General features: G+C 67.8%; 9 protein-coding genes. 5 read left to right on the top strand and 4 right to left on the bottom strand.

The window, feature by feature from the left end:
- Positions 1-4: 4 nt before the first annotated feature.
- Positions 5-3,190: an amidohydrolase family protein gene (locus ACXYMR_RS13095; RefSeq protein ID WP_458943337.1), complete on the bottom strand. Its 3,186-nt coding sequence runs from the start codon at positions 3,188-3,190 to the stop codon at positions 5-7.
- An 800-nt stretch (positions 3,191-3,990) separates the two neighbouring features.
- On the bottom strand, positions 3,991-5,604 hold the full coding sequence (locus ACXYMR_RS13090; RefSeq protein WP_458943336.1) for a SulP family inorganic anion transporter: 1,614 nt from the start codon (positions 5,602-5,604) through the stop codon (positions 3,991-3,993).
- A gap of 198 nt (positions 5,605-5,802) precedes the next feature.
- Here ACXYMR_RS13090 and ACXYMR_RS13085 point away from each other — a divergent pair, with 198 nt between their 5' ends.
- Entirely contained in the window at positions 5,803-7,335 is a 1,533-nt protein-coding gene (locus ACXYMR_RS13085; protein ID WP_458943335.1) for an exopolysaccharide biosynthesis polyprenyl glycosylphosphotransferase, read from the top strand.
- On the opposite strand, the gene ACXYMR_RS13080 is transcribed toward ACXYMR_RS13085, so the two are convergent.
- Together ACXYMR_RS13080 and ACXYMR_RS13075 are read right to left on the bottom strand one after the other, a co-directional pair.
- A complete protein-coding gene (locus ACXYMR_RS13080; protein ID WP_458943334.1) occupies positions 7,336-8,547 on the bottom strand; it encodes a glycoside hydrolase family 5 protein in 1,212 nt (403 codons plus the stop codon).
- A complete protein-coding gene (locus tag ACXYMR_RS13075) occupies positions 8,544-9,632 on the bottom strand; it encodes a GNAT family N-acetyltransferase (protein WP_458943333.1) in 1,089 nt (362 codons plus the stop codon). Before ACXYMR_RS13075 ends, ACXYMR_RS13080 begins: the two co-directional genes overlap by 4 nt.
- A gap of 175 nt (positions 9,633-9,807) precedes the next feature.
- Between ACXYMR_RS13075 and ACXYMR_RS13070 the strand changes: the two genes are divergently transcribed.
- The 4 genes from ACXYMR_RS13070 to ACXYMR_RS13055 are packed head-to-tail and all read left to right on the top strand — an operon-like array spanning position 9,808 to position 13,889.
- Positions 9,808-11,259 (top strand): oligosaccharide flippase family protein, encoded by a 1,452-nt coding sequence (locus ACXYMR_RS13070; protein ID WP_458943332.1) that lies wholly within the window; start codon positions 9,808-9,810, stop codon positions 11,257-11,259.
- A gap of 7 nt (positions 11,260-11,266) precedes the next feature.
- Entirely contained in the window at positions 11,267-12,214 is a 948-nt protein-coding gene (locus ACXYMR_RS13065; RefSeq protein ID WP_458943331.1) for a glycosyltransferase family 2 protein, read from the top strand.
- On the top strand, positions 12,211-12,978 hold the full coding sequence (locus ACXYMR_RS13060; RefSeq protein WP_458943329.1) for a polysaccharide deacetylase family protein: 768 nt from the start codon (positions 12,211-12,213) through the stop codon (positions 12,976-12,978). Before ACXYMR_RS13065 ends, ACXYMR_RS13060 begins: the two co-directional genes overlap by 4 nt.
- Positions 12,975-13,889, top strand: a complete 915-nt coding sequence (locus ACXYMR_RS13055) for a glycosyltransferase family 2 protein (RefSeq protein ID WP_458943328.1) — start codon at positions 12,975-12,977, stop codon at positions 13,887-13,889. Before ACXYMR_RS13060 ends, ACXYMR_RS13055 begins: the two co-directional genes overlap by 4 nt.
- Positions 13,890-13,894 lie beyond the last annotated feature (5 nt).

The raw sequence follows: 13,894 nt of genomic DNA, 5'->3' as shown, positions 1-13,894 counted from the left end.
GTACCTACTCCCAGAAGTATTGCGGCGCCAGGGCGTCCCCGGTGACCACTTCTTCCATCGTCATCGGGTCGTACAGCCGACCGTTGAGCATCACATACTCGATCTCGTCGGTGTGCCCGATATCCTCCAGCGGGTTCTCGCGCAGCACCACCAGGTCGGCCAGCTTGCCGGCCTCCAGCGTGCCCAGATCGCGGTCAAAGCCGAGATGCCGCGCCGGCATCACCGTCGCCGTCTCCAGCGCTTCCAGTGGCGAAAACCCGCCGCGCGCGAAGGACCACATCTCCCAGTGCGCCGCCAGGCCCTGCTGCTGGCCGTGCGCCCCGATCGCCACGTCGACGCCGCGGCGGTACAGCTTGTGCGCCTCGCGGGCATTGTCGTCGTCGACGAAGTCCGCCTCCGGCGCTGTGGTGCGCCGCACCGAGCCGGCCTGCAACACACGCGGCGGCACGTGCTGCGACAGGATCGGGTGCTCCCACACATTGGTCGCCTGGCGCCAGTACGGATCCCCGGCCAGGCCGCCATAGGTCACCGTGATCGTCGGCACGTAGGCGACCTCGGTCTGCGAGTACATCTGCAGCACGTCCTCATAGATCACCGCCTGCGGCAGGTTATGCTCGATCGAGGTATTGCCGTCGGCCACCATGGCCATGTCCATGTGGTAGTTGGAACCGCCCTCGGCGACCACGGCCAGGCCCGCTTCCATCGACGCGGCAACCACCTGCTGGCGCTGGTCACGGCGCGGCTGGTTGTAGTTCTTGATCGAGTGCGCCCCCTGCGCCGCCAGCCGGAAGACGTGCTCTCGCGCATCGTCGATATCGTTGATCTCGGCATAGACCGAGGGCGCCCGGGCGCCATACACGATCTCGCCGGTCGAGAAGATGCGCGGCCCCAGATACAGCCCGGCCCGCTGGTACTCGCCAGCGGCAAAGATCTGGCTGGCCCGGTTCGACGGGTCATGGATCGTGGTCACGCCCAGCGCCAGATGGGCGATGGCGTTCCAGTTGGCCTCCGGGATCACGTCTCCGGTGCCCTGCGGTCCGTGCGCGTGCGCATCGATGAAGCCCGGCACGATGGTATGCCCGCTGACATCCACCGTGCGCGCGCCCTCCGGCACGGCGATATCGGCCCCGATCGCCTCGATACGGTTGCCATTGATCAGGATGGTGCCGTTCTCGATGACACCGCCATCCTCGCCGGCCATGGTGATCAGGCGAGCCCCGGTCAGCGCCGTATAGCCGCTCGGCCGGTCCGCCTCGACAGACATCGAAATGTCGATGCCGGAGGTCGGCGGCGTGTACTCCCGCTCACCTGTTGGGTCCGGCCGGATATCGGCCAGCGCCGCAGAATAGACCACCGGTCCCATCGACCAGTTGAGCTGTTCGCCGCCGTCAGACCAGTGGAAATAGGTGCCGCCATTGCCCGACACCTCGACCGTCGGCAGGGCCGAGCCGCTGGCGCCACCGGCCACCGATTGCGGCCCCGGCAGCAGCGGCATCACGAAGACATCGTAATTCTGCCGGAAGGCGACATGCCGCCCGTCCGGCGCCACCTGGTATTCCGTCACCATCTCGCCGGTCACATGCGTGCGCTCGTCAGACCCGTCCAGGTCAACCGAGACTAGACGGGCGCCGTCGCCGCCGCGCGTGAAGAAGACGCGGTCGCTCGAGGCCCCGAAATGCGGCAGCGAGCCACGCTCGACGACACGCTCCGCCGCGCCGCCCTCGGCCGGCACGACGTAGACACCGGTCGTCTCCGACCATTCCGGCGCGGTCAGGAAACCGCCGCCGGCCTTCTCGAACACGATATGTGTCCCGTCCGGCGAGAACCGCGGATGCCGGTAATGCCCCGGCTGCTCGGTAACCACACGCTCACGCCCGCCACGGGCGGAAATGGTGCGGATCGAGCCCAGTTCCTCGTCATCCCAGGCCACGAAGGCGATGGTCCGCCCGTCTGCCGACCAGGTCGGGAAGACTTCGCGGCGGCCCTCGCCGCGCGTCAGGCGCCGCGCCTCGCCGCCATCGGCATCGCGGATCCACAACTGGCCGAGGCTCTCGAAGACGATCTGGCTGCCGTCCGGCGAGGCCGTGGCGAAGCGCGGCATGCGCGTCTCGAAGCTGGCCGGTGCGACCTCGATCTGCGGCCGCGGCGGGTCGATGACATCGCGCGTATCGCTGATCTGGAAGGGGATCGCCGTCACCTCGCCCGAGGCCACGTCGACGCGGTGGATGCCGCCATCGGCCCAGTACACGATGGAGCTGCTGTCCGGCGTCCAGTCCATGTTGGGATAGAGACCGGTGACGCCCCAGGTCTCCTGCATGTCCTGGTCGACGGTCTCGACGATGCGGCGCTCCTCGCCGCTCTCCAGGTCCTTGATCCACAGCCCCGACCGGATGCGGTCACGGCGCACGAAGGCCATGTAGCGCCCGTCCGGCGACGGCGCAGGGCGCACCGCCCCGCCGGCCCCGGAGACCACGGTCGAGGTCTCGCCCGTCTCCAGGTCGTAGCGCCTGATGTTGAACAGGTCGGTATTGGAGTCCTGCGCGTAGATGAAGGTGTTACCCGGGGTAATGTTCTGGGTGTAGTAGACGCCCGTCCCGTCCGGCGCGAAGATCGGCTCGCCCAGCTCCTTCTGGAAATCCTCGTTGGGCCGTTCCACCAGCGCGATGCCATTGCCGCCCAGCACGTGATAGAGCCAGATCTCGCCGGTTCCGGCCGAGCGCTGCGTGGTGAAATGCTTGCGCGCCGCGATGTAATCGCCCGACGGGTGCCAGGTCGGATTGTTCAGCAGGCGGAAGCTCTCCTCGGTCAGCTGCCGGCGATTGGAGCCGTCGACATCCATGATCCATACATTGTCACCGCCGGCACGGTCCGACGTGAAGGCAATCTGCGACCCGTCCGGGGAAAAGCGCGGCTGGATCTCCCAGGGCAGGCCCGACGAGATATTGGTCGCCGCCCCGCCCGAGATCGACATCGTGTAGATGTCACCCAGCATGTCGAAGGCGATGGTCTGCCCGTCCGGGCTGACATCGAGCGACATCCAGGTGCCCTCGGTGACATTGATCTCGATCGACCGCGTCTCCAGCGGCGGATTGGCGACATCCCAGCCGGCCTCTTCAGCATCATCCTGAGCCAGCGCGGGCACCGATGCGAGCATGGTCGTTGCGGTCAGTGCCGCGAAAAATCGGGTCATGGTCTCCCCCTTGGAGTCTCTTGCTTCGGCGCGACCATAGGCTGACCCCGGCATGGCGGCAAAATTACGGAAATGTGAGATGTGGCCTTTGCGGCGAAATCTCCACCGCAACCCCTGTTTTCCCCGCCTTCATGGCGGGGCCTTGAAACCCCTCGGCTCAAAATCGCCAACCGATTGGACGCGCCCCCGGTCCCCATGACCTCCGGCGCCAAGTGTCCCATCCCCCGCATCCGCGCCTCCACACATCTCCGACCCTGCCCGGTTATCCCCCCGGACAGACCCCCGGCGGATATTTCGCCGCAGAAAAATCACAAGCTCTTGAAATTAAATGGGTTCGCACGAGAAAAAGCGGGGATAAAGAGAATTTCATCCCCGTTTTCTGGAATGCTCGCTGGAAGCGCACGGCGTGAGGCCGGGCACTAACCCGTCCCAAGGCGGGTGCCCGCAGCGCCCGCACCAGCCCATTCACCTCTTGCCGAGAGCCCGCCTCAGAGGGTCAAAGCTGTCAAGGGTTTCAACCGCGTAGCGGCCCTGCGGGCCCTTGACAGCTTTGACCCTCTGAGGCCCGCTGGCTGACAAGAGATCAATGGCCCTCTCCGCGCCTTGAGCACCTCAGGAACAACGCGTGTCATCCCGGCCGGATGGCCCGCGCAGGCGGGCCGGAGGGCCGGGACCTATACCCTCGCTGCTGCCACAGCTCGCCTCACGGCAGACACCGGGAGGATGGGTCCCGGACTTGCGCCCCGCCTTCGCGGGGCATTCATCCGGGATGACAACCACGAAGCAATTGAAACGAACGCCTAGTGCGCCCCGCCCATGCGCCCAAGCCGAACCCCGTAATTCACCGCCAGCCCGTATTCCGGGTCGTCATCGCTGTCGACCATGAGCTGGCCGGCCTTGCTCAGCAGGCGGTGGCAATCACGGCTGAGATGCTTGAGTTCGACCCGCTTGCCGGCGGTCTCGTACTTGGCCGCGAGGTCCTCGATGGCCTGCAGCGCCGACTGGTCGACGACGCGGCTGTCGGCGAAGTCGACGACGATGCGGTCCGGATCATTCTCGACATCGAACAATTCGCTGAACCCGGTCGCCGAGCCGAAGAAGAGCGGGCCTTCCAGGCGGTAGACCTTGCGGCCGGTCTCGTCGGTGGAGGTGCGCGCATGGATGCGCGAAGCGGCGTTCCAGGCATAGACCAGGGCCGACACGATGACACCGACAATGACGGCGATGGCGAGGTCGGCATAGACCGTCACCGCGGTCACCAGCAGGATCACGAAAGCGTCCGACTTGGGGATGCGGGCGAGGATCTGCAGGCTCTGCCAGGCGAAGGTGCCGATCACCACCATGAACATCACCCCGACCAGGGCGGCCAGCGGGATCTGCTCGATGGCCGCCGAGCCGACCAGGATGAAGAACAGCAGCATCAGCGCCGCCGTGACACCCGACAGGCGCAGGCGGCCGCCGGATTTCACGTTGATCATCGACTGGCCGATCATGGCGCAGCCGCCCATGCCGCCGAAGAATCCGGTCACCACATTGGCCGCGCCCTGGGCCACGCATTCGCGCGAGGCACCGCCGCGTCGCCCGGTGATCTCGCCGACCAGGTTCAGGGTCAGAAGGCTCTCGATCAGGCCGATGGCGGCGAGGATGAAGGCGTAGGGCAGGATGATCTGCAGCGTCTCAAGATTGAGCGGCACCATCGGGATGTGGAATTGCGGCAGGCCACCCTCGATCGAGGCCAGATCGCCGACCCGCGGCACCGGCAGGCCGAGACCGATGACCAGCGCGGCCACCACGCCGATCGCCACGAGGGGCGCCGGGACGAGCTTGGTGAATTTGGGCACGATCCAGATCAGCGCCATGGTCAGGGCGACCAGGCCGAGCGTCAGGACAAGCGGGAAACCGGTCATCCAGACATGCTCTCCGGTGACGGGATCGGCGACCTTGAACTGTTCCAGCTGGGCCAGGAAGATGACGATGGCCAGGCCGTTGACGAAGCCCAGCATGACCGGGTGCGGCACCATGCGGATGAACTTGCCCAGCTTGAGCACCCCGACGGTGACCTGGATGATGCCCATCAGCACCACGGTGGCGAACAGGTATTCGATGCCGTGCTCGGCCACCAGATGCACCATGACGACCGCCAGCGCGCCGGTGGCACCGGAAATCATGCCGCGGCGACCGCCGAACAGGGCGGTGATCAGGCACACGATGAAGGCGGCGTAGAGCCCGGCCAGCGGCGGCACGCCGGCCACGAAGGCAAAGGCCACCGCTTCCGGGACCAGGGCCAGCGCCACGGTCAGGCCGGCCAGCAATTCGATGCGGATGCGCGATGGTGTCAGGGCCGGAATTTCGCCCTCGCCACGGACATTGGAGGCGATACGATCGGCAAAGGCGGCCAAGGAGGTCTTGATCATCGGGAACGTCCGGTAGCGGCAGGTCGGGGCGGATGTGGTGGCGTCTTAGTCCGCACGCGCCCGGAAGACCAGAGACCGTGCTCAGGAATTACCGCTCGACACCGCTCCCGCCGGGCGTAAACCCGCTGCTAACCAAGCCTTTCAACCAATTGTTTTGCCTCCTCTGCCTATTCTGGCGGCAAGTTTCAGGGGAAGGCCATGGATCAGCTCAAGTCCATGCGACCGGTCAGCTACGGACCGGCCAATGACAGCAGTAATATCAGCGAGGCCAGCCGCGCCGATGCGGCCGCTCTGGCGCGCGCCCACATCCGGGCCCGCGACCGGGCCCCCAGCCATCGCCTCGACCGCCGGGCCCTCGGCCACAGCCTGCGCACCGTGGATCTGGCCACCATACTGGTGCTGACTGTCGCTGGCCTCCTCGCCGTTTCGAACGGTGATCCCTTGCGGCTCAGCGCCGGTGAAATGATACCCATGCTGGCCTTTGCCGTGCTCGCACCCGGCCTCATGGCCATGGTCGGCCTGTACCGCATCGCGCCGCGGGAAATCGCCGCCTTCCGGGTTGTCCGGGCCTTCATCGCCACCGGTCTGGCCGGCGCCGCCGCCATCGGCCTGGCCCGGCTTGCCGCTCCGGACATGGCCGCCCTGAGCGCGACATTCGCTGTCACCGCCGTCGGCGCCCTGGCCCTGCTCCAGACCATCTATGCCGGTTTCATCCGCCACTGGTCGAAGGCCGGCCGGCTGGCCCGCAATGTCGTCCTGGTCGGCGCCACGCCCAATGCGGCCAAGCTGATCACAGCCAATCAGGGCTCCGGCACCGTCAACGTTGTCGGAATCTTCGACGACCGCAAGGCGCGCGCTCCGATGGCCCTGGCCGGCACCCCCTATCTGGGGACCACCGACGATCTGTTCGCGTGGCCGCTATTGCCCGAGGTCGACCGCATTATCCTGACCGTGACCCCGAAAGCGGAAGCCCGCGTCCGCAGCCTGCTTGCCCGGCTGCGCGCCCTGCCGCACACGGTCTGCCTGCTGCTCGATCTGGAGCAGTTCGACCCGGAAGGGACCTCGCTGGAGGACATTGTCGGCGTGCGTTCGGCACGTGTATCGGGCTATGAGCAGCCCGTCGCCCGGCTGATCGCCAAGCGCCTGCAGGATCTTGTTCTGGCCAGCCTGATGCTGGTTGCGGCGGCACCTGTGATGGCCCTCATCGCTCTCGCAGTGCGCCTCGACAGCCGCGGCCCGGTCCTGTTCAGCCAGATCCGCGACGGCTTCAATGGCCGGCCGATCAAGGTGCGCAAATTCCGCACCATGCGGCACCGCGAACAGGAGGCCGACGCCCCGGTCCGGCAGGTCGAATTCGATGACCCCCGGGTCACCCGCCTCGGTCACTTCCTGCGCAAGACAAGTCTCGACGAACTGCCTCAGCTGTGGAACGTGCTGACCGGCGAAATGTCGCTCGTCGGTCCGCGCCCGCACGCGCCGAACATGCGGACCGGCGGCACCGAGACCTCCCGCCTGGTCGCTGAATATGCCCACCGTCACCGGGTCAAGCCGGGCCTCACCGGCTGGGCTCAGATCAACGGTTCGCGCGGCCCCCTGCACACCCCGGAAGCCGCACGCGAGCGCATCCGTCTCGACCTGGAATACATCTCCCGGTCCGGCTTCTGGTTCGACCTGTGGATCATGCTGCGCACGCTTCCGGCGCTCATGGGCGACCGCGTCAATATCCGCTGATCAACGCCGCAAACGTCCGGGCGGCACGTGCCGATTGGCCCGCCACGCCACACGCAAAGCTGCCAGCAAGGGCGAATAGGCGTCCGGCGCGTCGGCCCCCGGCTGATCGCCGTAAAGCGGATTGAACCGGTTCTCGCTGTCCTCGTAGACCCGCCAGCCCGTATCCCAGCGGAAGACCGCCCAGCCGGCGCCCGCCGCCTCCAGCGATGAAATACGCTGGCTCAGATAATCCGCGGCGCGCGGCGCCCAGCGCGACACCCCGAACTCCCCCATCATCCACGGCGTGTGAGCCGGCGGCACATAGGCCGCCTGCCACGGGGCGAAGCCGATGTGCCCGTCTGGATCCTGGTGCGTGTAGTCGCGCGGTGCATAGTCATGCAGCGCCAGCACCTGTCCGGGCACGGCCTGCAGGTCGAGCAGGCCGGCGAAGCGCTGGCTGGCATAGCCGTCCGGGCTGACCAGGAGCGGCGTCTCGCCGTCCTCCTCGCGCACCGCCCGGGCCAGCCGCCGGGCCAGGCGCGGCCAGTCAGCCGGCGTGTCGGCAACCCGCTCGGCGAGGCGCTGCGGGTCCCATTCCTCCAGATCCCCACCGTCCGGTCCCCGCGCCACCTGGTTGGCGTTCGGTTCCACCATCAGCAGATAGCCGGCGACATGGGCGTGGCCGCGATAGCGCCGGGCCACCCGGCGCCACATGGTCTCCCAGCCGTCCTGGGCCGCCTCCGATTGCCAGACATGCTCGTCGATCATGGAGGCCGGAAACCAGCTGCCCGCGCTGTCCCGGTGGAAGGTGAAATCACTGCGCCCGGGGCCCGAGCGAAAGCCGATGACGACGAACAGGCCGGCCCGTCCGGCACGCTCCACGAGGTCGTCCAGATGCGCCTCCATGGCCGCGTCAACCTGATAGGGCGCGGCGACCCGGCAAATGCCGGGGTGGGACAGGACAAGGAGGTTGGCCCCGGAGCGGGCGAGCAGGCGCAGGGCCTGGTCCGAGACCGGCGAGCCGGCCGGCCCGGGGCCGAGAAATTCCGGACCGTCAATGTCGCGGTAGACCCGGCGCTGACTGATCACCGCGCCGCGCAGCTGGGTGCCGCGCGAATTGTCCCACAGGTCCAGCTTGCTAAGGCGGGCCTGCGCGCCACCCGCCCCGGCCAGCAGGGCCAGTGAACCGCCGGCCCCCGCAGCCAGCACGGCGCGGCGGCTGGGCCCGGTCATGCGGCGTGGAAACCGGCGATGCGGTCCAGCTTGCGCAGGGCCTTGGCCGGCCAGTGCGCGGCCCGGCCCAGCGGCGCGGTCTCGGCCCGGCTTGCCAGCACGTCGCCGGCCCGCCGCGCCATGCCGAGGGCACAGGGCGCCGCCCAATAGCCGCTGCCGAGCGCCACCTGGTAGGAGGCCAGGTCCTTCTTGAACGCATAATCGCCCTTGCCCAGCTCGATCGTGGTGCAGCCCAGTTGCGCCGCCCAGCGGGCCGTCTCCACCAGCAGAAGGAGGCCGGGCGAGACATGGGCATGGGCCGGGCTGTAGGCCGGAAACCAGTATTGTACGGAGCGCTCGCTTCTCATGCCCACATGCACCGCCGCCAGCTCGCCATTGACGCGCAGGCTCGAGGCCACGCCGTTCAGACCCGGCCCGCGGCGCGCGAGAACAGCCTCCATCAGCCGCCGTGTCCAGCGAACCGAGAACACGTCGAACACGCCGGTCCGCGCATACTGCTCGCGCTTCCAGCCGAGCATCGCCGGCAACACGTCCGGAGCCCTGTCCTCCATGGTGAACACGGCCTCGCCCTCGAGCGTTTCCAGCTTGCGATACTTCGATCTTATATTGCGCACGATCTTCGAGCTGACCGCCCGGCGGGAGTCCAGCCAGGCCTCATAGCCGCCGCGTAGATCCATCATCCAGCCGCCTTCACGCGCGTGGACGAGGGGCTGGAAGGCGGCTTGCATGGCCAGGGCACTGTGAAACTCGAACACCGGGATGCGGGCCGCCGCCAGGCAGGCCTGAAGGTCAATTCGGCACCCCGGCTCCGCGATGACACCGTGCACATCACCCAGCGGCCCGGCCAGCGGACGGGTATAACCAAAGCGGCCGGCCTGCAGCGGAAGGAAACCACGCACCGCGCCGCCCTGCCTCATCACCAGGATCCGGGTGTCATTGCGCGCCTGCTCGCAGCACTCGGCGAAGTCCAGGCTGAAATAGGGACTGTCGAGCGCCGAATCTTCGCTCCGGAAGATCTCCCACGCGTCCCGCTCTGCCTGCGCCAGCGCACTCGGCGTTTCCAGCCTTGCCGTCCACTCTCTCATCACCCGGTCCTGCGCCCCCGCATTCATACGTCTGGTTGCAAGCCTGCTTACACCCAACGCATTAGCAGCCGGTGAACGAAGCGATGCGATGTCTGGAGACTGACATCGCGTGCGGATCGCGTGCCGCGCGGCATTCGACTTGCATGGCTCGCCTCGCAGGCGAACGGAGCGTTTCATGCTTGGACGGCATCTATTGGGGTATCTGCCCGTGCAGGCGGCACAGGCGGTGGTCGGGTTCGGCTCGGTCGCCATCCTGACCCGTATCATGCCGGCCGAGTCCTACGGCCAGTACGCCCTTGTCCTGGCAACGCTTTCCCTGGCCAACATCCTCACCTTCACCTGGCTGGAAGCCGCCGTAGCCCGCTTCCATGCGCGCGCGGTACAGCGCCGGCGCGAGCGCGAACACCTGGCCACCGCCTACGGCCTCTACGCCATCTTTGCCGCACTTCTGGTCGCTCTTGCCGGGCTCGCCCTGGTCCTGGTGCCGCTGGACGCGCCGCTCAAGGCCGCCTTCAGTTTCGCCCTGGTTTCGATGATCCTGCGCGCCGCCGCCCAGATCGGCATGGAGACGCACCGGGCCGCCGGCCGGGTCGCCCGCTACTCGGCCCTGGAAGCGGGCTATCTCATGCTCGGCTTCACCGTCGGCATCACCCTCGTTCTGACCACCGATCTGGGGGCCGCGGGCGTGTTCGCCGGAACCGCTGTCGCGGCGGCCTCGCTGCTTGTCGTGGACCTGCCGGTGATGCTGCGCCGCAGTCGTGGCGGCCGGCGCCAGCCAGCGCGCGCCCGCGCCTTTGCGCGCTATGGCGCCCCGATCTCGATGTCGCTGATCTTCGAACATCTCCTGTCGGTCGGCGACCGCTTCCTGATCGCCGCCTTCCTCGGACAGGGCGCCGTCGGCATGTATGCGGCCGGTTACGGCCTCGCCGACCGCCTGCTCGACATCATCTTCATCTGGTTCGGGGCCGCCGTCTGGCCACTCACCATCAAGGCGCTCGAGCATGAAGGGGTGGCTGCAGCGCAGGACGTGGCCCGCCGCGCCGCCGGACTGATGGGCCTCGTCGCCTTCCCGGCCGCCGCCGGGCTGGCCCTGATCGCCGGACCGCTGACCCATGTCCTGATCGGCGAGAGTGTCCGCGCCGAAGCCGCCACCATCCTGCCCTGGATCGCCCTGTCCGGCCTGATGAACGGCATGATGACCTATTATTTCCACGAGGCCTTCACCCTGAAACGGCGCACCGGAGTGATGGCCGCCATCATGTTCGGCGCCGCGGCCCTCAACCTGGGCCTCAACCTCGTCTTCCTGCCCCTGTTCGGCATTGTCGGCGCGGCCCTGTCCACCGTCATCGCCTACGGCCTGTCGCTCGCCGTTTGCGCTGTCATCGGGCGGCGCTATTTCGTCCTGCCCCTGCCCTGGATCGACTGGACCAAGGCCGCCCTGGCCACACTGATCATGGCCATGGCTGTGATTCTGTTGCCGGAATCGCCCTGGACCAGCCTTGACCTTGTTACCAAAACCCTAACGGGAGCAACGGTTTACGGGATATCAGCCCTTTTGCTGGATATTGCCGGATGCCGGTCATGGATCAGCGCGGCGCGCAGCTTGCTGAGACCGGTGGAGGCCTGAGACACACATGATGATGACGACAGACAACTCGGTGCGCGAAGCCACCAATACCGCCAGCACGGACCCGACGCCGCGCCTGATCTCGGTGCTCGTTCCGTTCTATTGCGATGATCCGGAACCGCTGCTGCGCACGCTCGACCGGCTCAATGCCGGTCGCCGCGACATCGAGATCGTACTGCACGATGACGGCGAGCCCGACCCCAAGCTCAATGGCCGCCTGTCGCGTCTGCTCGGCCGCCTCGACACGCCGGTGCGCCTGCTCACATCGCTGCGCAATCGGGGCCGTTCGGCCGGCCGCAATTTGCTCGCCGAGCGCGCCCGTGGCGAATGGCTGCTCTATCTGGACGCGGACATGCAGCCGACCGACGAGACCTTCTTCGAGCGCTATCGCGACCGCATCGAGAACGATGATTTCGATGCCGCTTTTGGCGGCTACCACACCGACTGGCCAAGTGACCCCCGCCTGTGGCTGCATGCCGCCCTGGCGCGCACCAGTGACCAGCACGACGCGGCCCGGCGCACCGAGATCGGCCCGACCGCGGTGTGCTCCAGCAATCTCCTCGTCCGGCGCTCGGTGATGCGTGTGGTGCCGTTCGACGAAGGTTATCAGGGCTGGGGCTTCGAGGATGTCGACTGGGCCGTCCGCGCGGCGCGACGCTTCGACCTCGTCCATCTCGACAACCCGGCCCGCCATGGCGGCTTGCAGGATGTCGACACGCTGCTCGCCAAATTCCGCGACGGGGCGGTCAACTACCAGCGCCTGATCGAGCGCAACCCGGAACTGGCGCGCCTGCCGCTGGCGCGCGCCGCCCGCTCGCTCGCCTTCATCCCGATGCAGGCGCGCCTGCGCGGCCTGTGGGCCGCCTTCGCCCGCAATGCCGCCCTGCCCGTTCGCCTGCGCACGGCCGGGCTCAAGCTGTGGCGCGCCAGCTGGACGGCGGAGATGATCCGATGAACCAGCCCTATATCCCGGCCGGATCGCTGGCGTCGGCGCTCAACCGACGCTGGGTGCGCTTCGCCGCTCGGGCCGAACTCGATGTCGCCCTCGACCACGCCATCGTCTCCTTCACCTTCGACGATTTTCCCAAGTCCGCCGCCACGGTCGGGGCCGTCGCGCTGGAACGGCGCGGCTGGACCGGCACCTATTACGCCTCGGCCGCCTATGCCGGCGGCGAGACCCATCACGGCCGCATGTTCGACGCCGGCGACCTGCAGCACCTGACCACGCGCGGCCACGAGATCGGCTGCCACACCTATGGCCATCTCGACGCCGCCAGGGTGCGCACCAGCGACGTCATGGCCGACGTGGCGCGCAATGCCCGCGCCCTCGAAGCTATGGGGCTGGACCAGGCACTCGACAGCTTTGCCTTCCCCTATGGCGAAGCCAGCCCGGCGGCCAAGCGGGCCCTCGGCGAGCACTTCTGGACCTTGCGCGGCGTCCATGCCGGCATCAACCGGGCTCGTACCGACCGCAATCTGCTGCGCGCGGTACCGATCGACGGTGGCGAAGCCGGCATCGAGCGCGCCATCGAGGCGGCGCACAGCCTGATCGGTCACCCGGGCTGGCTGGTCTACTACACCCATGACATCCAGGCGCAGCCGACCGAATGGGGCTGCACGCCGGCCCAGTTCGAGCGCGTGTGCCGGGCGGTCGAAGCCAGCGGGGCACGGGTCATGACGGTGCGCGACGCCATGGCCACGATCGGAGCCGAGGCATGACCGTCTCGGTCATCCTGCCCACCTTCCGCCGTGCCGACGGCCTGCGCCGGGCGCTCGACAGCCTGCTTGCCCAGTCGCGCCTGCCGGACGAGATTATCATCGTCGACAATGACCCGGCCGCCAGCGCCCGCCAGGCCGTGGAGCTCGCCGCGGCCACGAGCCTGTGCCCGATCCATTACGTGCACGCGTCCGAGCCCGGCGTGGCCAATGCCCGCAATGCCGGCTGGGCCCGCGCCGGCGGCCGCCACGTGGCCTTTCTGGATGATGACGAGATCGCCAGCCCTGGCTGGCTGGCTGCCCTGCTGTCAACGGCGGACGAGCGCGGCGCGAGCGTCGTCTTCGGGCCTCTGCTCGGTGATGCCGGCGAGGCTTCCGGCCTGCGTGGCGCCCTCGCCCGTCGTGTCTATTCGCGTCCCGGCCCGGCTGAGGACAGCACGCTGGACGCGCCTTATGGCTGCGGCAATTCCCTGGTCGACCGTCAGGCCTTCGCGCTCGACGCGGCGCCCTTCGACCCGCGCCTCAATGCCACCGGTGGTGAGGATGACGCCTTCTTCGCCGAGCTGGCCCGCCAGGAGGCCCGTTTTGCCTGGTCGGCAGATGCCCATGCCGTGGAAACGGTTGATCAACACCGCACCCGCTGGACCTACCTGCTGGCCCGCAGTTTCGCCTTCGGACAAGGCGCCACGCAGAGCGCCTGGCAATATGCCCGTCACCCCCACCTGTCCGTCCTGGCCTGGATGATCATCGGCGTTGCGCAACTAGGCCTCTACGGTCTGGCCAGCCTGCCCGCCTTGCTGCTCGGAGCAAACCGCGCGGCGGCCCTAATCGACCGCGCGGCACAGGGGCTTGGCAAGGTGTTGTGGATGGATCGTTTCGAGCCCAGATTCTACGGTCCGGCGGCGGCGGCCTGAACCAG

Source organism: Maricaulis sp. CAU 1757 (assembly GCF_054482675.1).
This window is presented reverse-complemented; position numbering and strand designations above follow the sequence as displayed.

Excerpts from the sequence above, each read along its gene's own strand:
- ACXYMR_RS13065 (WP_458943331.1), top strand. The coding sequence starts at position 11,267 with ATGATGATGACGACAGACAACTCGGTGCGCGAAGCCACCAATACCGCC.
- ACXYMR_RS13075 (WP_458943333.1), bottom strand. The coding sequence starts at position 9,632 with ATGAGAGAGTGGACGGCAAGGCTGGAAACGCCGAGTGCGCTGGCGCAG.
- ACXYMR_RS13060 (WP_458943329.1), top strand. The coding sequence starts at position 12,211 with ATGAACCAGCCCTATATCCCGGCCGGATCGCTGGCGTCGGCGCTCAAC.
- ACXYMR_RS13095 (WP_458943337.1), bottom strand. The coding sequence starts at position 3,190 with ATGACCCGATTTTTCGCGGCACTGACCGCAACGACCATGCTCGCATCG.
- ACXYMR_RS13090 (WP_458943336.1), bottom strand. The coding sequence starts at position 5,604 with ATGATCAAGACCTCCTTGGCCGCCTTTGCCGATCGTATCGCCTCCAAT.
- ACXYMR_RS13055 (WP_458943328.1), top strand. The coding sequence starts at position 12,975 with ATGACCGTCTCGGTCATCCTGCCCACCTTCCGCCGTGCCGACGGCCTG.
- ACXYMR_RS13085 (WP_458943335.1), top strand. The coding sequence starts at position 5,803 with ATGGATCAGCTCAAGTCCATGCGACCGGTCAGCTACGGACCGGCCAAT.
- ACXYMR_RS13070 (WP_458943332.1), top strand. The coding sequence starts at position 9,808 with ATGCTTGGACGGCATCTATTGGGGTATCTGCCCGTGCAGGCGGCACAG.
- ACXYMR_RS13080 (WP_458943334.1), bottom strand. The coding sequence starts at position 8,547 with ATGACCGGGCCCAGCCGCCGCGCCGTGCTGGCTGCGGGGGCCGGCGGT.